Consider the following 18,725-nt stretch of genomic DNA (forward strand, 5'->3'; position numbering starts at 1 on the left):
GGGCGCGCTGCCCAACCTGCTGCCCGGCGGGCGCCCGGTCGACGACCCGCAGGCGCGGGCGCAGACGGCGGCGGCATGGAACATCTCCGCACTGCCCGCCGCCACCGGACGCGACACGGCGGCGATCCTCGACGCGGCGGGTTCGGGCGATGTGGGCGCCGTCCTCGTCGGCGGCGTCGACATCGCCGACCTGCCCGATCCGGACGCCGCCATGGCGGCTTTGCGCGCCGCACCGTTCGTGGTGAGCCTGGAGCTGCGCGAGAGCGCGGTCACCGCGGTCGCCGACGTGGTGTTCCCCGTGGCCCCTGTCGTGGAGAAGTCGGGTTCGTTCGTCAACTGGGAGGGGCGGCAGCGTCCGTTCCCCGCCGCGCTGCAGACCAACGCGAACGCCGACCGCAGGGTGCTGCACATCCTCGCCGACGAGATGGGTGTGGACCTCGGACTGCCCACGCCGGAGGCGGCCGCGGCCGAGATGGCGGAGCTCGGCCTGTGGGCCGGCGCGCGGCCGGCCGGTCCGGACGAGGCCGCGCTGGCCTCCCCCGTACCGGAGGCTGGCCAGGCGGTGCTGGCGAGCTGGCGCATGCTGCTCGACGCCGGTCGTCTGCAGGACGGGGAGCCGCATCTCGCCGGCACCGCACGCCCACCGGTGGTCCGGATGTCGGCCGGGACCGCCGCCGAAATCGGGTGTGCCGAGGGCGATCCCGTGCGCGTCGGCACCGAACGCGGTGACGTCGTCCTGCCGCTAGCCGTCACCGACATGGCCGACCGGGTGGTGTGGCTGCCGACGAACTCCCCCGGCGCCGCACTGCACCAGCGGCTCGGGGCCGGCGCGGGCGCCGTGGTGACGATCGGCCGGGCCACCTGATGATCCACCCCGACCCGACCCTGTTCGGCCACGACCCGTGGTGGCTGATCCTCGCCAAGGCTGTCGGCGTCTTCGCGTTCCTCCTGCTAACGGTGCTGGCGGCGATCCTCATCGAACGCAAGGTGCTCGGCCGCATGCAGATGCGCTTCGGGCCCAACCGCGTCGGGCCGAAGGGCCTGCTGCAGTCGCTGGCCGACGGCATCAAGCTGGCGCTCAAGGAAGGCCTCACCCCGGCAGGAGTGGACAAGCCGATCTATCTGCTCGCCCCGGTGATCGCGACGGTGCCGGCGTTCCTCGCCTTCGCCGTGATCCCGATGGGCGGCGCGGTGTCGGTGTTCGGCCACCGCACCGCCCTGCAGCTGACCGACCTGGCCGTCGCGGTGCTCTACATCCTCGCCGTCACCTCGGTCGGCGTGTACGGGATCGTGCTGGCCGGCTGGGCGTCCGGGTCCACCTACCCGCTGCTGGGCGGACTGCGGTCGAGCGCCCAGGTGGTGTCCTACGAGATCGCCATGGCGCTGTCGTTCGCGGCGGTGTTCCTCTACGCGGGCACCATGTCCACCTCCGGCATCGTGGCCGCGCAGGAACGCACGTGGTTCGTGTTCCTGCTGCTGCCTTCATTTCTCGTCTATGTCACGTCGATGGTCGGCGAGACGAACCGGGCGCCGTTCGACCTGCCCGAGGCCGAGGGCGAACTGGTCGGCGGGTTCCACACCGAGTACTCGTCGCTGAAGTTCGCGATGTTCATGCTCGCCGAGTACGTCAACATGACGACGGTCTCCGCGCTGGCCACCACGATGTTCCTCGGCGGCTGGCACGCACCGTGGCCGATCAGCATCTGGGACGGCGCCAACACCGGCTGGTGGCCGCTGCTCTGGTTCACCGCCAAGGTGTGGGCGTTCCTGTTCCTCTACATCTGGCTGCGCGGCACCCTGCCGCGGCTGCGCTACGACCAGTTCATGGCCATCGGCTGGAAGGTGCTCATCCCGGTGTCGCTGGCCTGGATCATGGTGGTGGCCACGGCCCACAGCCTGCGTGTACACGGCGAAGGAGCGTGGGCGACCGCCCTGCTCATCGGCGGCACCCTCGCCACCCTGCTGCTCGCCAGGACACTGTGGCGGGCGCAGCGTCCCGGCAACCAACGATTCATCGCCGACCCGGTCGCGGGCCCGGATTCCTTCCCGGTGCCGCCGTTGCCGCACGAACATGCCGCAGCGACGGCCGAGTCCACCCCCAAGGAGAAGACCGATGCCTAAGCTCTGGGACGCCGTCGCCGGATTCGCGGTCACCTTCACCACGATGTTCAAGAAGCCGATCACCGAGGAGTATCCGGAGAAACCCGGTCCGGTCGCCCCGCGGTACCACGGCCGCCACCAGCTCAACCGGTACGCCGACGGTCTCGAGAAGTGCATCGGCTGCGAATTGTGCGCATGGGCCTGCCCGGCCGACGCGATCTACGTGGAGGGCGCGGACAACACCGAGGCCGAACGGTTCTCGCCGGGCGAGCGGTACGGCCGGGTGTACCAGATCAACTACCTGCGCTGCATCGGCTGCGGTCTTTGCATCGAGGCGTGCCCCACCCGGGCGCTGACGATGACCAACGAGTACGAGATGGCCGACGACAACCGCGCCGATCTGATCTGGGGCAAGGACAAGCTGCTGGCGCCGATGCAGGCCGGGATGACGCCGCCGCCGCACGCCATGGCTCCCGGCGCATGCGACGACGACTACTACCTCGGCCGGATCGCCCCCGTCCCGGAGATCACCACGTGACCGATGCCGTGATGCTGCTCGCCGCCGAGGGCGCCACCCGCACCACCACCACCGAGGCCGTCATGTTCTGGGTGCTCGGCACCATCGCGGTCATCGGCGCGGTCGGGGTGGTGGCCGCACCGAAGGCCGTGTACTCCGCGGTGTCCCTGGCCGGCACGATGATCGTGCTGGCCATGCTCTACATCGCCCAGGACGCGCTGTTCCTCGGTGTCGTGCAGGTTGTGGTCTACACCGGTGCGGTGATGATGCTGTTCCTGTTCGTGCTGATGCTGATCGGCGTCGACCTGTCCGAGTCGCTGACGGAAACACTTCGCGGGCAACGGGTCACGGCGATCGCGGTCGGCGCCGGATTCGGCATACTGCTCATCGCCGGCATCGGCAGCGTGTCGACCACCGGGTTCACCGGACTGGCCGAGGCCAACGCGGGCGGCAATGTCGAGGGGCTGGCCGCCCTGATCTTCACCCGCTACCTGTGGGCCTTCGAACTGACCGGGGCGCTGCTCATCACCGCGGCGCTGGGCGCCATGGTGCTGGCCCACCGCGAGCGCTTCGAGCACCGGAAGACCCAACGCGAACTGGCCATCGAACGCTTCCAGACCGGCGGGCACGCGACGCCGATGCCCAATCCCGGTGTGTACGCCCGGCACAACGCCGTCGACATGCCGGGCCGGCTGCCGGACGGCTCGGCCTCCGAATCGTCGGTCAGCGCGACCCTGCAGCGGCGGCCCGTGCCCACGATGGACGTCGCACCGATCGACGGCAACGGTAGGAACGGCCACGCCAACGGCAGGAACGGTCGTCGATGAACCCCGACAACTACCTGTACCTGTCGGCGCTGCTGTTCACGATCGGCGCCGCGGGAGTACTGCTGCGCCGCAACGCGATCATCATGTTCATGTGTGTGGAACTGATGCTCAACGCGGCGAACCTGGCGTTCGTCGCATTCTCCCGGATGCACGGCCACCTCGACGGACAGGTGGTGGCGTTCTTCACCATGGTGGTCGCGGCCTGCGAGGTGGTGATCGGCCTCGCGATCATCATGACCATCTTCCGCTCCCGCCGCTCGGCCTCGGTCGACGACGCCAGTCTGCTGAAACACTAGGCGCGCATGACACTTCCGGTATGGCTGCTCATTGCCCTCCCGTTGGCGGGCGCCGCGGTCCTGTTGCTGGCCGGGCGTCGCACCGACCGGTGGGGCCACCTGCTGGGTTGCGCGGCGGCGATCGCGTCCTTCGTCGTCGGCGCGGTGCTGTTCGCGGGCATGCTCGGCCGCGAGGCCGAGGACCGCGCGGTGGTCGAGACGCTGTACTCCTGGGTGCCCGTCGCAGGCCTTCAGGTCGACTTCGGACTGCAGCTCGACCAGCTGTCGATGTGCTTCGTGCTGCTGATCACCGGGGTCGGCTCGTTGATCCACGTCTACTCCGTCGGCTACATGAAAAGCGACGTCGGTCGCCGAAGGTTCTTTGCGTACCTCAACCTCTTCCTGGCCGCCATGCTGCTGCTGGTGCTCGCCGACAACTACCTCGGGCTCTACATGGGCTGGGAGGGCGTCGGTCTGGCGTCCTACCTGCTCATCGGGTTCTGGTCGCACAAGCCGTCGGCGGCCGCCGCGGCAAAGAAGGCGTTCGTGGTCAACCGGGTCGGCGACATGGGCCTCGCGATCGCGCTGATGATCATGTTCGCCACCGTCGGCTCGGTGTCGTTCGCGACGGTGTTTGCCGGCGCCGACCAGCTTTCCGACGGCATGCTCACCGCCGTCGGTCTGATGCTGCTGCTCGGCGCGTGCGGCAAGTCAGCACAGGTGCCGCTGCAGTCGTGGCTCGGTGACGCCATGGAGGGCCCCACCCCGGTGTCGGCGCTGATCCACGCCGCCACCATGGTCACCGCGGGCGTGTACCTGATCGTGCGGTCCGGACCGATCTTCGACCTCGCTCCCACCGCGCAACTCGGCGTGGTCATCGTCGGCGCGGTCACCCTGCTCTTCGGCGCGATCATCGGCTGCGCGAAGGACGACATCAAGAAGGCGCTCGCCGCGTCGACGATGAGCCAGATCGGCTACATGGTGCTGGCCGCCGGACTCGGTCCCGCCGGATACGCGTTCGCGATCATGCACCTGCTCACCCACGGCTTCTTCAAGGCGGGGCTGTTCCTGGGCGCCGGTTCGGTGATGCACGCCATGGACGACGAGGTGAACATGCGCCGCTACGGCGGGTTGCGCACCGCGTTGCCGATCACCTTCGCGACGTTCGGACTGGGATACCTGGCCATCATCGGGATACCGCCGCTGGCCGGATTCTTCTCCAAGGACGGCATCATCGAGGCCGCGCTCGGCGCGGGTGGCGCCAAGGGGATCATCCTCGGCGGCACGGCGATACTCGGCGCAGGCATCACCGCGTTCTATATGACCCGGGTGATGCTGTTGACGTTCTTCGGTGAACGCCGGTGGGCGGACCACGTCCATCCGCACGAAGCGCCGAAAGTGATGACGTGGCCGATGATCCTGCTCGCGGTCGGTTCGGTGGGCTCCGGCGCGCTGTTCGCGATCGGCGGGACACTCGAACACTGGCTCGAACCCGTCGTCGGCAGCCACGAGATCCATCACGTGGCACCGGTGTGGGTGGTCACCGCGATCATCCTCGGCGTGGTGGCCGTCGGTATCGCGGTGGCCGTCCGTGCCTACGGCACCCGGCCGGTGCCCGCAGAACCGCCTGCCGGATCGGCACTCACCGCGGCGGCCCGGCGTGACCTCTACGGCGACGCCGTCAACGAGGCGGTGTTCATGCGTGGAGGACAGGTGGTGACCCGGGCGATGGTCGGCGTCGACGACAAGGGCGTCGACGGCGCCGCCACCGGACTGGCCGCGGTGGTCGGCAGGTCATCGGGTGCGTTGCAGCAGTGGCAGACCGGGTTCGCCCGGTCGTATGCATTGTCGATGCTCGCCGGCGCCGCACTGGTGATCGGCATGATCATGGCGGTACGGGTGTGGTGAGCGCTTTTCCGTGGCTGAGCGTGCTGTGGGCGGTGCCGATCCTGGGCGCAGGCGCCGTGATGCTGATGCCCGCGACCCGGCGGACACTGGCCAAGTGGGTGGCGCTTGCCGTCGCGGTGGCCGTGCTGGTGTTGACCGCCGTGATCGCCGTCCGTTTCGACCCCACCGGCGCGCAATACCAGTTCGTCGAATCACGCCGGTGGATACCGTCGTTCGGCACCGGATACATCCTCGGCGTCGACGGCATCGCACTGGCCCTCGTGGTGCTGACCGCTGTGCTGGTACCGCTGCTGATTGTCGCCGGCTGGAACGACGCAGGCGCGCAACGACGCTCGGTCCACACTTATTTCGCGTTGACCCTGGCCGTCGAGGGCATGGTCATGATGTCGCTGGTCGCGCTGGACGTGCTGCTGTTCTACGTGTTCTTCGAGGCGATGCTCATCCCGATGTACTTCCTGATCGGCGGCTTCGGCGGCGAGAACCGGTCCGCGGCGGCGGTGCGATTCCTGCTGTACAACCTGTTCGGCGGGCTGATCATGCTGGCCGCGGTGATCGGCCTCTACGTGGCGACGGCGGGCAGCGCCGCCTTCGACGCAGGCACCTTCGACTTCCGGGTCATCGTCGCCGCAGTGTCGTCCGGAGAGTTCGCCCCCAGCCCCGCGGTGCTGAACCTGCTGTTCCTCGGGTTCATGTTCGCGTTCGCCGTCAAGGCGCCACTGTGGCCGTTCCACCGCTGGTTGCCCGATGCGGCAGTGGAGGCCACGCCGGCCAGTGCGGTGCTGATGATGGCCGTGATGGACAAGGTCGGCACCTTCGGGATGCTGCGCTACTGCCTGCAGCTGTTCCCCGACGCCTCGACGCTGTTCCGGCCCGTGGTGATCACCCTGGCGGTGATCGGCATCGTCTACGGCGCGATCCTCGCGATCGGGCAGACCGACGTCATGCGGTTGATCGCCTACACCTCGATCTCCCACTTCGGCTTCATCATCCTCGGCATCTTCGTGATGACCAGTCAGGGCCAGTCGGGGTCCACGCTGTACATGGTGAACCACGGCATCTCCACCGCGGCGCTGTTCCTCATCGCGGGATTCCTGGTGTCGCGGCGCGGTTCCCGCATGATCGACGCCTACGGCGGTGTCCAGAAGGTGGCGCCGGTACTGGCAGGCACCTTCCTGGTGGCCGGGCTGGCGACGCTGTCGCTGCCCGGCCTGGCCCCGTTCATCAGCGAATTCCTGGTGCTGATCGGCACATTCACGCGGTACCCGGTGCTGGCGGTGATCGCCGCGACCGCGCTGGTGCTGTCGGCGGTGTACATCCTGTGGATGTACCAGCGGATGATGACCGGCCCGGTTCCCGACGAGCTGGCCGACGGCGCCCACCGGATCCGTGACCTGGTGCCCCGTGAACTCGTCGTCGTCGCACCGCTGATCGCACTGCTGCTGATCCTCGGCGTCTACCCGAAACCGGCTCTGGACGTGATCAACCCGGCGGTCGAGCACACGCTGACCACGATCGACCAGCGCGATCCGGCTCCGAGCGTCGCCGTGTCGACCGAAGCCGAAGGGGGCCGCTGACATGCCCACGCCGAGCGTCGAGTACGGCCTGCTGTCGCCGATGCTGATCGTGCTCGCCGCGGCCGTGCTCGGAGTTCTCCTCGAGGCGTTCCTGCCCCGGCGCAGCCGCTACGGAGCCCAGGTCGCACTGGCCCTCGGCGCCCTCGTCGCGGCGCTCGTCGCGGTGGTCGTGCTGGCGCGCAGGCACACCGAGAGCCGGGCGGTGATGGGCGCCGTCGTGGTGGACGCCCCCGCGCTGTTCCTGCAGGGCACCGTGCTGCTGGTCGCCGTGCTGGGAATCCTGCTCATCGCCGAGCGTCAGATCCCCGCCCGGGGCGAAACCGGGGACACAGCAGGTGGACTCGACTCCTTCACACCGCAGGCGTCGGCGATCACCGGCAGCGTCGCCGAGCAGTTGGCCACTAAGGCGGGGGTGATCCAGACAGAGGTCTTCCCGCTGACCATGTTCGCCGTCGGCGGCATGCTGCTGTTCCCGGCCGCCGACGACCTGCTCACCATGTTCATCGCGCTGGAGGTGCTGTCACTGCCGCTGTACCTGCTGTGTGGCCTTGCGCGACGGCGGCGGCAGCTGTCGCAGGAAGCGGCGTTGAAGTACTTCCTGTTGGGCGCCTTCTCCTCAGCGTTCTTCCTCTACGGCGCGGCCATGCTGTACGGCTACGCCGGCACGCTGGACCTGCGCGGCATCGCCACCGTCGTCTCCGCCGGGACAGGGCGACCGATCACGCTCGCGCTGATCGGCACCGGCCTGCTGCTGGTCGGTGTGTTGTTCAAGGTCGGTGCGGTGCCGTTCCACTCGTGGATCCCCGACGTGTACCAGGGGGCGCCGACCCCGGTGACCGCGTTCATGGCGGCGGCCACCAAGATCGCCGCATTCGGGGCGATGCTGCGCATCTTCTACGTCGCCCTGCCCGAACTGCGGGACGACTGGCGGCCGGTGCTGTGGGCGATCGCCATCCTCACCATGGTGATCGGCACGGTCACCGCCGTCACCCAGACCGACGTCAAACGCATGCTGGCCTACTCCGCCGTCGCGCATTCGGGCTTCGTCCTGACCGGCGTGATCGCAGAGAACCGGGCGGGCCTGTCCTCCACGCTGTTCTACCTGTTCGCCTACGGCTTCAGCACGCTGGGCGCCTTCGCCGTGGTGAGCCTGGTTCGCGACGCCAATGGCGAGGAGGAGACGGCGATGGCTCGCTGGGCAGGGCTGGGCCGGCGGTATCCGCTTGTCGGAGTGGTGTTCTCGCTGTTCCTGCTCGCGTTCGCCGGGATTCCGCTCACCAGTGGCTTCGTCAGCAAGTTCGCGGTGTTCAAGGCGGCGGGCGAAGGTGGCGCGATCCCGTTGGTGGTGGTCGGTGTGGTCGCCAGCGCCATCGCCGCGTACTTCTACGTGCGGGTGATCGTGCTGATGTTCTTCACCGAACCCCCCGACGACGCGCCGGAAGTGGTGGTGCCCAGCGGCCTGACGACGGCCGCGGTGACCATCACGGCCGCGGTCACCCTCGCGCTCGGCGCGCTACCGCAGCCGCTTCTCGATCTGGCCGACAACGCCGACCAATTCCTGCGCTGAGATGATCGGGCCATGACCGACCTCGACGCGCTCGTGCTGATCCTCGACCAAGGTGCCGTGCGGCTGATCACGATGAACCGGCCGCGGGCGCGGAACGCGTTGAGCCGGCGGCTGATTCGCGAGCTCTATACAGCGCTGACCGATGCCGACGCCGATGCCTCGGTGCGCGCGGTGGTGCTGACCGGCGCCGATCCGGCGTTCTGCGCCGGGGTCGACCTCAAGGAGGCCCAGCAGCTCGGCACGGCCTACTTCGAGGAGTTCCGTGAGCACAGCTGCATCAATGCCACCGGCCGGATGCGGACACCGATCATCGGGGCCGTCAACGGCGCGGTCTTCACCGGCGGCCTGGAGATGGCGCTGGGCTGCGACTTCCTGATCGCCTCGGAGCGGGCGGTGTTCGCCGACACCCATGCCCGGGTCGGCATCCTGCCCGGCGGAGGGATGACCGCGCGATTGCCCCACGTCGTCGGGTCGGCGATGGCGCGCCGGCTGTCGATGACCGGTGAGGTGGTCGACGCCGCCCGCGCCGAACGGATCGGCCTGGTCACCGAGGTCGTCGCCCACGACCGCCTCGTCGAACGGGCGTTGGAGTTGGCGCACCAGATCGCCGAGGTACCGGCGCCGACGATGGCCGGGTTGAAGGAGATCTACGCGCGCGGCCAGGAGCCCGTCCTCTCCCCCGCGCTGGCGGCCGAGCAGGAGATCGCGGCGGCGCAGACGCGGGACTTCGCGGACCTCGGTGAGCGGTTCAGCCGGGTGAGCGCGCGCAACAAGGGGCAGATCGCCGGGGAATAGCTCGCCGCCGGTCGCGGTTGTGGCGCGCATGACCACACTTTCCGGCAAGACCGCACTGGTGACCGGCGCCTCGCGAGGAATCGGACGCGCGATCGCGCGCCGACTGGCCGCCGACGGGGCCGTCGTCGCCGTGCATTACGGCAGCAACGACGCCGCGGCCGCGGAGACCGTCGACGCCATCCGCGCCGCCGGCGGCGAGGCATTCGCCGTCCGAGCGGAACTCGGCGTCGACAACGACGTCGAGACACTGTTCGCCGCACTCGAACACGGACTCGACGGTCGTCCTCTCGACATCCTCGTCAACAACGCCGCCATCGCCACCGCGGACGCCACCATCGAGAAGGCGACGCCCGAGCAGTTCGAGCGCGAGTTCGCGATCAACGTCCGGGCGCCGTTCTTCATCACCCAGCGAGCCCTGCCGCTGCTGCGCGACGGCGGCCGCATCATCAACGTCTCGTCGGGCGTCACCTGGTTCGCGACACCGCAGATCGTGTACTCGATGACGAAGGGCGCGCTGAACGTCCTCGGCCGGTCCCTGGCCAACACGCTCGGCGAGCGCGGCATCACGGTGAACAATGTGGCGCCGGGGGTCACCGACACCGACATGAACTCGTGGCTGCATGACAGTGCCGACGCGCAGCGGGGATTCACGAACATCACGGCGCTCGACCGGATCGGCAAGGCCGAGGAGATCGCCGACGCCGTCGCGTTCTTCGCGTCCCCCGACAGCCGCTGGGTGACGGGCCAGACGCTCGACGTCAACGGCGGGATGTACCTCGGACCGAAAGAGAAGCTGCTGCCGAGCTAGTCGTCAGCGCTGCCCTATGCCACCACGCCGCGCGCCACGATGGCCGTGGTCTGGTCGACCCAGGTGTCGTCGAGCGGGTGACCGGGCACTAGCAGCAGCCGGAGCATGGTGGCGCCACCGATGATCTCGACGAGCCGGTCGGGATCGACGTCGTCGTGCACCTCTCCGCGGCGCACCGCGTCGGCGAGCCGGGTGTGCACCGCGGCGAACACGCCGGCGAATCGGCCCATCACCCTGGCGTTCAGTTCGGCGTCAGCGGACATGTCGGCGATCAGGCCGGGCAGCGCCGCCCGCACCACCGGAGTGGTGAACACGTCGCGGGTGGCTTCGATCATCGCGCGCACGTCGGCGGCGATGTCGCCCGCGGGCGCCGTCAGCGCGGTCGGCGCCGCGGGGAACGCCGCCTCGTGCACCAGTTCGGCCTTGCTGGACCACCGCCGGTAGAGCGCGGTCTTGGTAGTGCCGGCCCGCTGCGCCACCGCCGCCATCGTCAGGTTCGAATAGCCGATTTCCACAAGCAGATCCGCGGTCGCGCGCAGTATGGCAGCGTCAATGCGCGGATCCCGGGGCCGACCGGCGCCGGGGGTCTTGTCAAGCGAAACAGGGTCTGCTTTCATAACGCTACCCACCGTATCGTAATTGCGGCAAAGGAAGGGTCTCATGCCCACAGAACCGGCTGTCGAAGACGTCGGCCGTCTGCAGCGCTCCGGCCGCGACACCAGCACGCTGCCCGATGTGCTGTCCCAGTGGCTGGCCACAGTGCTGCCCGGCGGGGTTGCGCCCCACGTCACCGTCGAGAGCGGCATCGATGCGAACGGGATGTCCTCGGAGACAATCGTGCTCACCGTGCGACGGGACGTCGACGGCGCTCCCGTCGAGGAGCGGTTCGTCGCCCGGGTCGCGCCGTCGGCGGAGGACGTGCCGGTGTTCGACTCCTACCGCCTGGACCACCAGTTCGAGGTGATCCGGCTGGTCGGCGAGTCGACCGACATCCCGGTGCCGCAGGTGCGCTGGCTGGAGCCGACGGGATCGGTGCTGGGCACCCCGTTCTTCCTGATGGACCATGTCGAGGGCATCGTGCCGCCCGACGTGATGCCCTACACGTTCGGCGGGAACTGGTTCTACGACGCGCCTGCCGAGAAGCAGCGCGAACTGCAGGACCGCACCGTCGAGGTGCTGGCCAAGCTGCACGCCGTGCCACAGCCGGAACAGACCTTCGGCTTCCTGGCCGAGGAGGCGCCGCAGCGGAATGCGTTGCGACGCAATCTCGATTGGCTGACATCGTGGTACGCGTTCGCCGTTCCCGACATCGGCCGCTCCGAGCTGATCGAGCGGGCGCTGGCGTGGCTGGAGGAACACTGGCCCGCCGAGATCGCCGACGCGGACCCGGTGCTGGTGTGGGGTGACGCGCGGATCGGCAACGTCCTCTACGAGGATTTCCGGCCCGTCGCCGTCCTGGACTGGGAGATGGCCACGCTCGGCCCGCGGGAAATGGATCTCGCGTGGATGATATTCGCGCACATGGTGTTCCAGGAGCTCACCGGCCTCGCCGGGTTACCGGGCATGCCGGACTTCATGCGCGAGGCCGACGTCAAGGCCACCTACACCGAACTGACCGGCGTCCCCGTCGGCGACCTGCAGTGGTTCTACGTGTACTCGGCCGTGATCTGGGCGTGCGTCTTCATGCGGACCAGTGCGCGGCGGGTGCGCTTCGGCGAGATCGAGGCGCCCCAGGACGTGGAATCGCTGTTCTACCACGGCGCCTTGCTGCGCCGACTGATCGGAGACGACGCCTGATGCTCGGACCCATGGACGAGTTCCCCGTTCACCAGATCCCGCAGCCGATCGCCTGGCCGGGCTCGTCGGACCGCAACTTCTACGACCGGTCCTACTTCAACGCCCACGACCGCACCGGCGACATCTTCGTCATCACCGGGATCGGGTACTACCCGAATCTCGGTGTGAAGGACGCTTTCATGCTGGTCAGGCGGGGCGACACGCAGACCGCGGTGCACCTGTCCGACGGCGTAGACCAGGACCGGCTGCACCAGCACGTCGGCGGCTACCGGGTGGAGGTCGACGAACCGCTGCAGCGGCTGCGAATCGTGCTCGACGAGACCGAGGGCATCGCGGCCGACCTGACCTGGGAGGGCCTGTTCCCCGTCGTGCAGGAGCAGCGGCACCTGCTGCGCACCGGCCACCGGGTGACCCTCGACGCGCAGCGGTTCGCACAGGTGGGGACGTGGAGCGGGCACCTCGTCGTCGACGGTGAGGAGATCGCCGTCGACCCCGCCCGCTGGATCGGGACACGGGACCGGTCGTGGGGTATCCGGCCCATCGGCGAGGCCGAACCGGCAGGCCGGCCGGCTGATCCGCCGTTCGAGGGCATGTGGTGGCTGTACGTGCCGATGGCGTTCGAGGACTTCGCGATCGTGCTGATCATCCAGGAGGAGCCGACCGGCTTCCGGTCGCTCAACGACTGCACCCGCATCTGGCGCGACGGCAGGGTCGAGCAGCTGGGCTGGCCGCGGGTGAAGATCCACTACACGTCCGGGACCCGGATCCCCTACGGCGCGACGATCGAGGCCACCACCCCAGACGGTGCGCCGGTGGTGCTGGAGGTGGAGTCGAAGCTGGCGGTGCCCATCCACATCGGCGGCGGCTACGGCGGCGACTCGGACTGGATCCACGGAATGTGGAAGGGCGACAAGTTCACCGAGCGGCTGACCTACGACATGACCGACCCGTCGGTATCGGGGCGGGCGATGTTCGGCGTCATCGACCACGTCGGGCGGGCGAGCTGCAGTGTCGGCGGCCAGACCGTCGAAGGGTGGGGCCTGTTCGAGCACGGGGCACTCGGCCGCCACGATCCGTCGGGCTTCGCGGACTGGCTGACCCTGGCGCCCTAGCGGAAGCGGCGGTGCAGCGACTGCTTCGATACACCGAGGATGCGGGCGATGTCCCCCCACGAGTAGCCGGCGGTGCGTGCCGCACGAATCGCCACGTCGTAGTTCTCGCGCGCGCGGTCGAGGTCGTCGCGAGCTGAATGGAGTCCGCGTCGGCATTCGCCCGACATGATCTCGGTGATGACCGGGTCGGGTTCGTCGACAGCAGGCCGGGGGTCGCGTGCTCCGCATTCGAGTTCCTCGAGGGTTCGGCGGCGCATCTCCTCGAGATCAGGGTGATTGGCCCACCATGGTTGCCACGGTTGGGGCGGACCGGGCGGCTCCGGCATGCCGCTCTCGTCGGGTGCCATGGGCGCAGTATGCGGAGGAGCACCGACAGGTCGGGTGCGGATTGGGCAGACATAAACGACCCGCGCCCGTCAACAAAAGGTGACGCACACAGGCGCACACACCACCCGCCGAGCGCGCCGCACCGACGCACCCCAACGACCCGCACCCGTCAACAAACGGTGACGCACGCAGGTGCACACACCACCCGCCGAGCGCGCTCAGGCGGTCTGGGTGACCGGCGCAGGCACCTTGCCGAACACCATCGACTCCTCGATGCGGTCGAAGCGGTGGTCGATGACGTCGAGGAAGTAGTTGTGCCGGACATGCCACGGCCGACGGGTGCCCGAGCGCGGCAACGCGTGCGGGGCCCGCTGAATGTAACCGGCCTGCAGGTCGAAGGTCGGCTTCTCCTTCATCGGCACCTCACCGAGATGCGGATAAGCGTGGGTGTAGCCGTGAGAGTCCATGTAGGCCAGCAGCTTTGCCACCGCCTTGGCGGTCATGTCGGCACGCAGCGTCCACGATGCGTTGGTGTAGCCGATGCACCACGCCATGTTCGGCACGTCCTCGAGCAGGTACTCCTTGTAGACGAACCGGTCGGTGGGTTTGATCTCGCTGCCGTCGATGCTGACTTTGATGCCACCGAGCGCCTGCAACTGCAGTCCCGTTGCGGTGACGATGATGTCGGCGTCGAGATGGCCGCCGGACTTCAGGGCGATACCGGTGGCATCGATGTGATCGATGTGGTCGGTGACCACCTCGGCCCGCCCGTCGCTGATGTGCTCGAACAGGTCGTGGTCGAGCACCAGGCACATCCGCTGGTCCCACGGGTTGTAGCGGGGATTGAAGTGGACGTCGACCTCGTAGTCCGGCGGCAGCGCCGCCATCGTCCGGTTCCTGATCAACTTCCGGCCGAACTTCGGCGCCTTGCGGAACATGAAGTAGGTGAGCACGTGGAACACCGCGTTGCGCAGCCGGACCACCGGGTGAGCCAACTTCGGCGGCAACAACTTCCGGATGAAGTCCACCATCGGGTCGATACGCGCCATCGACATCATGTACGTCGGTGAGCGCTGCAACATGGTGACATGCGCGGCCTCCTTGGCCAGCGCCGGAATCAGGCTGATCGCGGTGGCGCCACTGCCGATCACCACCACGCGCTTGCCGGAGTAGTCGAGGTTTTCCGGCCAGAACTGCGGGTGCACCACCTCGCCGCCGAACTGCTCGACACCGGGGAACTCGGGGGCATACGGCTCGTCGTAGTTGTAGTAACCGGTGCCGCAGAACAGGAAGCGGCCCCTGTACTGCTTCTCCTCGCTTCCGTCGGGCCCCTCGTGCACCGCGGTGACCGTCCAGGTGTCGGTGCTGGAGTCCCAGTCGGCCGAGCGCACGTGCGTGTTGAACCGGATGTGCCGGTCGATGCCGTTGTTGCGCGCCGCATCGGTCAGGTAGTCGCGGATATCCGCGCCCTCGGCGACGTTCTCGGGCCGTCGCCACGGCTCGTAGGGGAAGCTCAGGGTGAAGATGTCACTGTCGGACCGGATGCCGGGATAGCGGAACAGGTCCCAGGTGCCGCCGATACGCGCCCGCCGCTCCAGCAGGGTGTACGTCAGCTGGGGGTTCTTCTCGTGGATCCGGTAGGCCGCGCCGATCCCGGATATACCTGCCCCGATGATGATGACGTCGGAGTATTCGGCGTGTGCCATCCCGATGAACCTCCCTTGGTCCGCTCGGGTACCACGATAGGACTCAGCCCTTGAGCTCGTCGACTATCCGGGCCAACGCCTCGATCTCGATGGGTCCCGGCTGGTAGAGACAGATCCGGTCGGACACCCCGGCCACCCGGTCGCGGATGTGCGCGGCCACCTCGGCCGGCGTGCCGCACGCGGCGATCGTGTGCAGCACCTCGTCGTCGATCAAGGTGCCCATCTCCTGCCAGCGGCCCTGCTTGGACAGCGCGTGCAGGTCGGGCTGGAGATCGCCCCAGCCGTGGACCTCGAGCACCGGGCGGTACGCCGGGGTCGACCCGTAGAACGCCAGCAGTCTGCGGGCGGCGGCGTGGTCGGGGTTGTCGTCGCCGAGGACCGACACGATGATCTCGGGCACCACCGCGAACTCGTCGAGTTTGCGGCCCGGGCCCTCGCGCACGGCCGGCAGCGTCGCCTCCTCGAGGTACCGCCGCGATCCGAACGGCATCACCAGCAGACCGTCGGCGATCTCGGCGGTGGCCCTGGTCAGCCGCGGTCCCAGCGCGCCGACGTAGATGGGCGGTGGACCATAGGGATTCGCGCGCGGGGTGAATGTCGGCGTCATCAGCGTGTGCCGGTAGAACTCGCCGCGGAAGTCCAGCCGCTCCCCCGTCGACCAGGTCTGGAAGATCGCCCGCAGCGCCGCGACCAATTCGGTCATCCGGGCCACCGGACGGTCGAAGTCGGCGCCGAACCGCTTCTCGATCTGGGTGCGGATTTGGGTGCCCAATCCCAGCGTGAACCGGCCCTCGCTGAGCAACTGGTGATCGATGGCCTGGTGCGCGAGGTGGATCGGGTTGCGCGGAAACGCGATCGCCACGTTGGTCATCAGCTGCAGGCCGCCGACCGTCGAGGCGAGCGTCAGCGGCGCGAACACGTCGTGCGGCCCCTCGAAAGTGAACACGCCCGCCGCCCCGGCCTCGCGCAGTGCATGCGCCCGGTCGATCGCGTCCGTCGGGCCGAACAACGCCGTCATGACCTCCACGGCGTGAGAGCCTAGTCGGATGACCATGCCAGCCGAGGCGGATGTCGTCGTGGTGGGCGCGGGATTCGCCGGATTGTCGGCCGCCCGCGAGCTGATCCGGCTCGGCCGGGAGGTGGTGGTGCTGGAGGGCCGCGACCGCGTCGGCGGCCGGTCGCTCACCACCACCATCGCCGGCACCCCGATCGACCTGGGCGCGACGTTCGTCGGGCCCACCCAGGACGCGGTCACCGCCCTGGCAGCGGAGCTGGGCTGCCCCACCGTGCGGACCCACAGCCGCGGCAAGAACCTCATCCGCTGGCGCGGCAAGGTCCGGTCCTACCGCAGCACCGTCCCGCGGCTGTCGATCATCGAACTGGTCGACGTGTCGCGGATCCAGTGGCGGTTCGAACGGCTGTGCCGGCAGGTGAAGGTGGCCGAGCCGTGGGCGTCGCCCGCGGCGCACCGCCTCGACGAGCAGACCCTCGAGAGCTGGCTGCGTTCGGTGCACGCCAGCGCGTCGACCCGCGACCTGATGGCGATCATGGCGCGCGTGACGTGGGGCTGCGAGCCCGACGCGGTGTCGATGCTGCACGCCGTGCGCTACGTCAAGGCCGCGGGCGGGATCGGGCGGATGCTCGACGTGGAGGGCGGCGCACAACAGGACCGCTTCCCGGGAGGGACTCAGGAGATCGCGCTGCGGATGGCCGAACAGCTGGGTGCCCGCGTCGTGCTGAGCACGCCGGTGCAGCGCATCGAACGCCACGACGACGGCACGGTCACCGTGCACGGCGCGTCCGGCACCTCGACGACGGCGAAGGCGGTCGTCGTCGCCGTCGCACCCGCCCACCGGGACGCCATCACCTTCGAGCCGGCCTTGCCAGAGGGCTTGCGCGAGCTGGCCGCGCACTGGCCGCAGGGCCGGCTGAGCAAGGCCTACGCCGCCTACGAGACGCCGTTCTGGCGGACCGGCGGCTGCTCGGGCGAGGCGCTGTCCGACGAGGGCCCGGTGTTCATCACCTTCGATGTCAGCCCGGGCGACGGGCCCGATGCGGACGGCCCCGGCATCCTGCTCGGCTTCACCGATGCGCGGACGTTCGATGCTCTACCGCCGCAGGACCGCCGCCACGAGGCGCTTGGCGGCTTCGCGGCGCTCTTCGGCGACCCGGCACTGTCGCCGATCGACTACGTCGACCACTGTTGGGGCGCCGAGGAGTTCGCGCCCGGCGGGCCGACCGCGGCCGTGCCGCCGGGGTCGTGGACCACCTATGGTCCTACGCTGCGCCGGCCGGTCGGGCCGATCCACTGGGCGGGCACCGAGACCGCCGACGAGTGGACGGGTTTCCTCGACGGCGCCGTGCGGTCGGGACTGCGCGCGGCGGCCGAGGTGCACGCCGCCCTCGGCTAGGAGGTGGCGCGGCGGTCGGCCGCCGAGGACTCCAAGAGCTCGCGTAGGTGGCGGTTGACCTCTTCGGGGCGCTCGAGGATCGCGCAGTGGCCGCCGCTCAGTTCGACGAACGCCGCGAGGTTGGGGGCGTTCTCAGCGATCCGCCGCGACGACGTGATCGGCAGCAGCCGGTCCTTCTCGCTGCCGATCACCAGAGTGGGCACCGTCAGGTCCTGCAGGCCGATGTGATCCCTGCCCATCGCGTCGACCAAGATGCGGGCCCAGCCGCCCCGACCCGCCGGCGGTGTGTTCACGAACAGTTCGTAGACGAAGTCGGCGACCGACGGGTCGGCGTCCCGCCCGACCGCGAGCGTCGAGACGAAGCGGCGGCTCGACCGTTCGGCGGCCCGCAGCGCCGGGACCGCACCGAACGTCTTGAGCAGCGTGCCACCGGCGCGCACCCGTGCGGCCGACAACCGCTCCGGCACGGGCAGGAACTTCACATCGCGCAGCAGGTCGCCGGTCGTGGTGTTGATCAGCGCGGCGCCGCGGACACGTTGCGTCACCCGCTGTGGATATCGCTCCGCCCATGACGTGATCGCGATGCCGCCCATCGAGTGGCCGGCGACGACGGCCCGCTCGTCGGCGGACACGGTGGCGGCGAGGACTGCGTCGAGGTCGGCGGCCAGGTAGTCCAGGCTGTAGTTGCCCCGCCGCGCGGGCACCCCGCTGCGGCCGTGACCGCGGTGGTCGAAGGCGATCACCCGGTAGTCGCGGGCCAGGTCGGCGATCTGGTACGCCCACACCCGGATGGCGCAGGTGATTCCGTGGGCCAGCACGATCGGCGGCGCGTCGTCCGGGCCGAACACCTCGGTGTGGATGCGGACGCCGTCGATCGACCGGACCGGCACGATGTGGCCGGTCGGGAGCGATCTCGCGGCGGCGAATCCGCCACTGTCACTGCGGTCACGCCGTCCCATGATTCGCTCCGATCGCCGCCGGCAACGCTGCCGGGACTGCCA

At 69.1% G+C, this 18,725-nt stretch carries 18 protein-coding genes; 13 read left to right on the plus strand and 5 right to left on the minus strand.

Features of this window, described 5'->3' with window-relative positions; genetic code table 11:
• The 10 genes from H7I41_RS27505 to H7I41_RS27550 form a co-directional block, all read left to right on the plus strand.
• Positions 1 to 865: molybdopterin dinucleotide binding domain-containing protein (locus H7I41_RS27505; protein ID WP_264015816.1), on the plus strand; the 865-nt coding region annotated here is incomplete at its 5' end.
• Positions 865 to 2,121 (plus strand): NADH-quinone oxidoreductase subunit NuoH, encoded by a 1,257-nt coding sequence (gene nuoH, locus H7I41_RS27510; protein WP_264015817.1) that lies wholly within the window; start codon positions 865 to 867, stop codon positions 2,119 to 2,121. The genes H7I41_RS27505 and nuoH, both read left to right, overlap by 1 nt.
• On the plus strand, positions 2,114 to 2,638 hold the full coding sequence (gene nuoI, locus H7I41_RS27515; RefSeq protein WP_264015818.1) for an NADH-quinone oxidoreductase subunit NuoI: 525 nt from the start codon (positions 2,114 to 2,116) through the stop codon (positions 2,636 to 2,638). Before nuoH ends, nuoI begins: the two co-directional genes overlap by 8 nt.
• An 11-nt stretch (positions 2,639 to 2,649) precedes the next feature.
• Positions 2,650 to 3,444 (plus strand): NADH-quinone oxidoreductase subunit J, encoded by a 795-nt coding sequence (locus H7I41_RS27520; protein WP_264015907.1) that lies wholly within the window; start codon positions 2,650 to 2,652, stop codon positions 3,442 to 3,444.
• Complete coding sequence (gene nuoK, locus H7I41_RS27525; protein WP_264015819.1) at positions 3,441 to 3,740, plus strand: NADH-quinone oxidoreductase subunit NuoK; 300 nt, start codon at positions 3,441 to 3,443, stop codon at positions 3,738 to 3,740. The genes H7I41_RS27520 and nuoK overlap by 4 nt, the downstream gene beginning before the upstream one ends.
• A gap of 6 nt (positions 3,741 to 3,746) precedes the next feature.
• The gene (gene nuoL, locus H7I41_RS27530) at positions 3,747 to 5,627 is read left to right on the plus strand and encodes an NADH-quinone oxidoreductase subunit L (protein ID WP_264015820.1); all 1,881 of its coding nucleotides are present in this window, start codon (positions 3,747 to 3,749) and stop codon (positions 5,625 to 5,627) included.
• Positions 5,621 to 7,201, plus strand: a complete 1,581-nt coding sequence (locus H7I41_RS27535; RefSeq protein WP_264015821.1) for an NADH-quinone oxidoreductase subunit M — start codon at positions 5,621 to 5,623, stop codon at positions 7,199 to 7,201. Before nuoL ends, H7I41_RS27535 begins: the two co-directional genes overlap by 7 nt.
• Position 7,202: 1 nt before the next feature.
• Entirely contained in the window at positions 7,203 to 8,768 is a 1,566-nt protein-coding gene (nuoN, locus tag H7I41_RS27540; RefSeq protein ID WP_264015822.1) for an NADH-quinone oxidoreductase subunit NuoN, read from the plus strand.
• A gap of 12 nt (positions 8,769 to 8,780) precedes the next feature.
• A complete protein-coding gene (locus tag H7I41_RS27545; protein WP_264015823.1) occupies positions 8,781 to 9,563 on the plus strand; it encodes an enoyl-CoA hydratase in 783 nt (260 codons plus the stop codon).
• Between the two features lie 28 nt (positions 9,564 to 9,591).
• Positions 9,592 to 10,371, plus strand: a complete 780-nt coding sequence (locus tag H7I41_RS27550) for an SDR family NAD(P)-dependent oxidoreductase (protein ID WP_264015824.1) — start codon at positions 9,592 to 9,594, stop codon at positions 10,369 to 10,371.
• Positions 10,372 to 10,385: 14 nt separating this feature from the next.
• Here the strand turns inward: H7I41_RS27550 and H7I41_RS27555 are convergent, their stop codons facing one another.
• Complete coding sequence (locus H7I41_RS27555; protein ID WP_264015825.1) at positions 10,386 to 10,988, minus strand: TetR/AcrR family transcriptional regulator; 603 nt, start codon at positions 10,986 to 10,988, stop codon at positions 10,386 to 10,388.
• 43 nt (positions 10,989 to 11,031) lie between these two features.
• On the opposite strand from H7I41_RS27555, the gene H7I41_RS27560 reads away from it, so the two are divergent.
• Positions 11,032 to 12,168 carry a phosphotransferase family protein gene (locus H7I41_RS27560; protein WP_264015826.1) on the plus strand — a complete coding sequence of 379 codons (1,137 nt, stop codon included), beginning with the start codon at positions 11,032 to 11,034 and terminating at the stop codon, positions 12,166 to 12,168.
• Positions 12,168 to 13,280 (plus strand): Rv3169 family protein, encoded by a 1,113-nt coding sequence (locus H7I41_RS27565; protein ID WP_264015827.1) that lies wholly within the window; start codon positions 12,168 to 12,170, stop codon positions 13,278 to 13,280. Before H7I41_RS27560 ends, H7I41_RS27565 begins: the two co-directional genes overlap by 1 nt.
• Here the strand turns inward: H7I41_RS27565 and H7I41_RS27570 are convergent.
• The 3 genes from H7I41_RS27570 to H7I41_RS27580 all read right to left on the minus strand — a co-directional run bounded on the left by H7I41_RS27570 (position 13,277) and on the right by H7I41_RS27580 (position 16,331).
• Positions 13,277 to 13,627, minus strand: a complete 351-nt coding sequence (locus H7I41_RS27570) for a hypothetical protein (RefSeq protein ID WP_264015828.1) — start codon at positions 13,625 to 13,627, stop codon at positions 13,277 to 13,279. The two genes, H7I41_RS27565 and H7I41_RS27570, sit on opposite strands and share 4 nt — an antisense overlap.
• 198 nt (positions 13,628 to 13,825) lie before the next feature.
• Positions 13,826 to 15,313: a flavin-containing monooxygenase gene (locus H7I41_RS27575; RefSeq protein ID WP_264015829.1), complete on the minus strand. Its 1,488-nt coding sequence runs from the start codon at positions 15,311 to 15,313 to the stop codon at positions 13,826 to 13,828.
• A gap of 43 nt (positions 15,314 to 15,356) precedes the next feature.
• On the minus strand, positions 15,357 to 16,331 hold the full coding sequence (locus tag H7I41_RS27580; protein ID WP_264015908.1) for a TIGR03617 family F420-dependent LLM class oxidoreductase: 975 nt from the start codon (positions 16,329 to 16,331) through the stop codon (positions 15,357 to 15,359).
• A 28-nt stretch (positions 16,332 to 16,359) separates the two neighbouring features.
• On the opposite strand from H7I41_RS27580, the gene H7I41_RS27585 reads away from it, so the two are divergent.
• Positions 16,360 to 17,724: a flavin monoamine oxidase family protein gene (locus H7I41_RS27585; protein WP_264015831.1), complete on the plus strand. Its 1,365-nt coding sequence runs from the start codon at positions 16,360 to 16,362 to the stop codon at positions 17,722 to 17,724.
• Here the strand turns inward: H7I41_RS27585 and H7I41_RS27590 are convergent.
• Positions 17,721 to 18,683: an alpha/beta fold hydrolase gene (locus H7I41_RS27590; protein WP_264015832.1), complete on the minus strand. Its 963-nt coding sequence runs from the start codon at positions 18,681 to 18,683 to the stop codon at positions 17,721 to 17,723. The two genes, H7I41_RS27585 and H7I41_RS27590, sit on opposite strands and share 4 nt — an antisense overlap.
• Positions 18,684 to 18,725 lie beyond the last annotated feature (42 nt).

The sequence above is a fragment of the [Mycobacterium] manitobense genome (genome assembly GCF_025821665.1).
GTDB classification, from domain to species: domain Bacteria; phylum Actinomycetota; class Actinomycetes; order Mycobacteriales; family Mycobacteriaceae; genus Mycobacterium; species Mycobacterium arseniciresistens.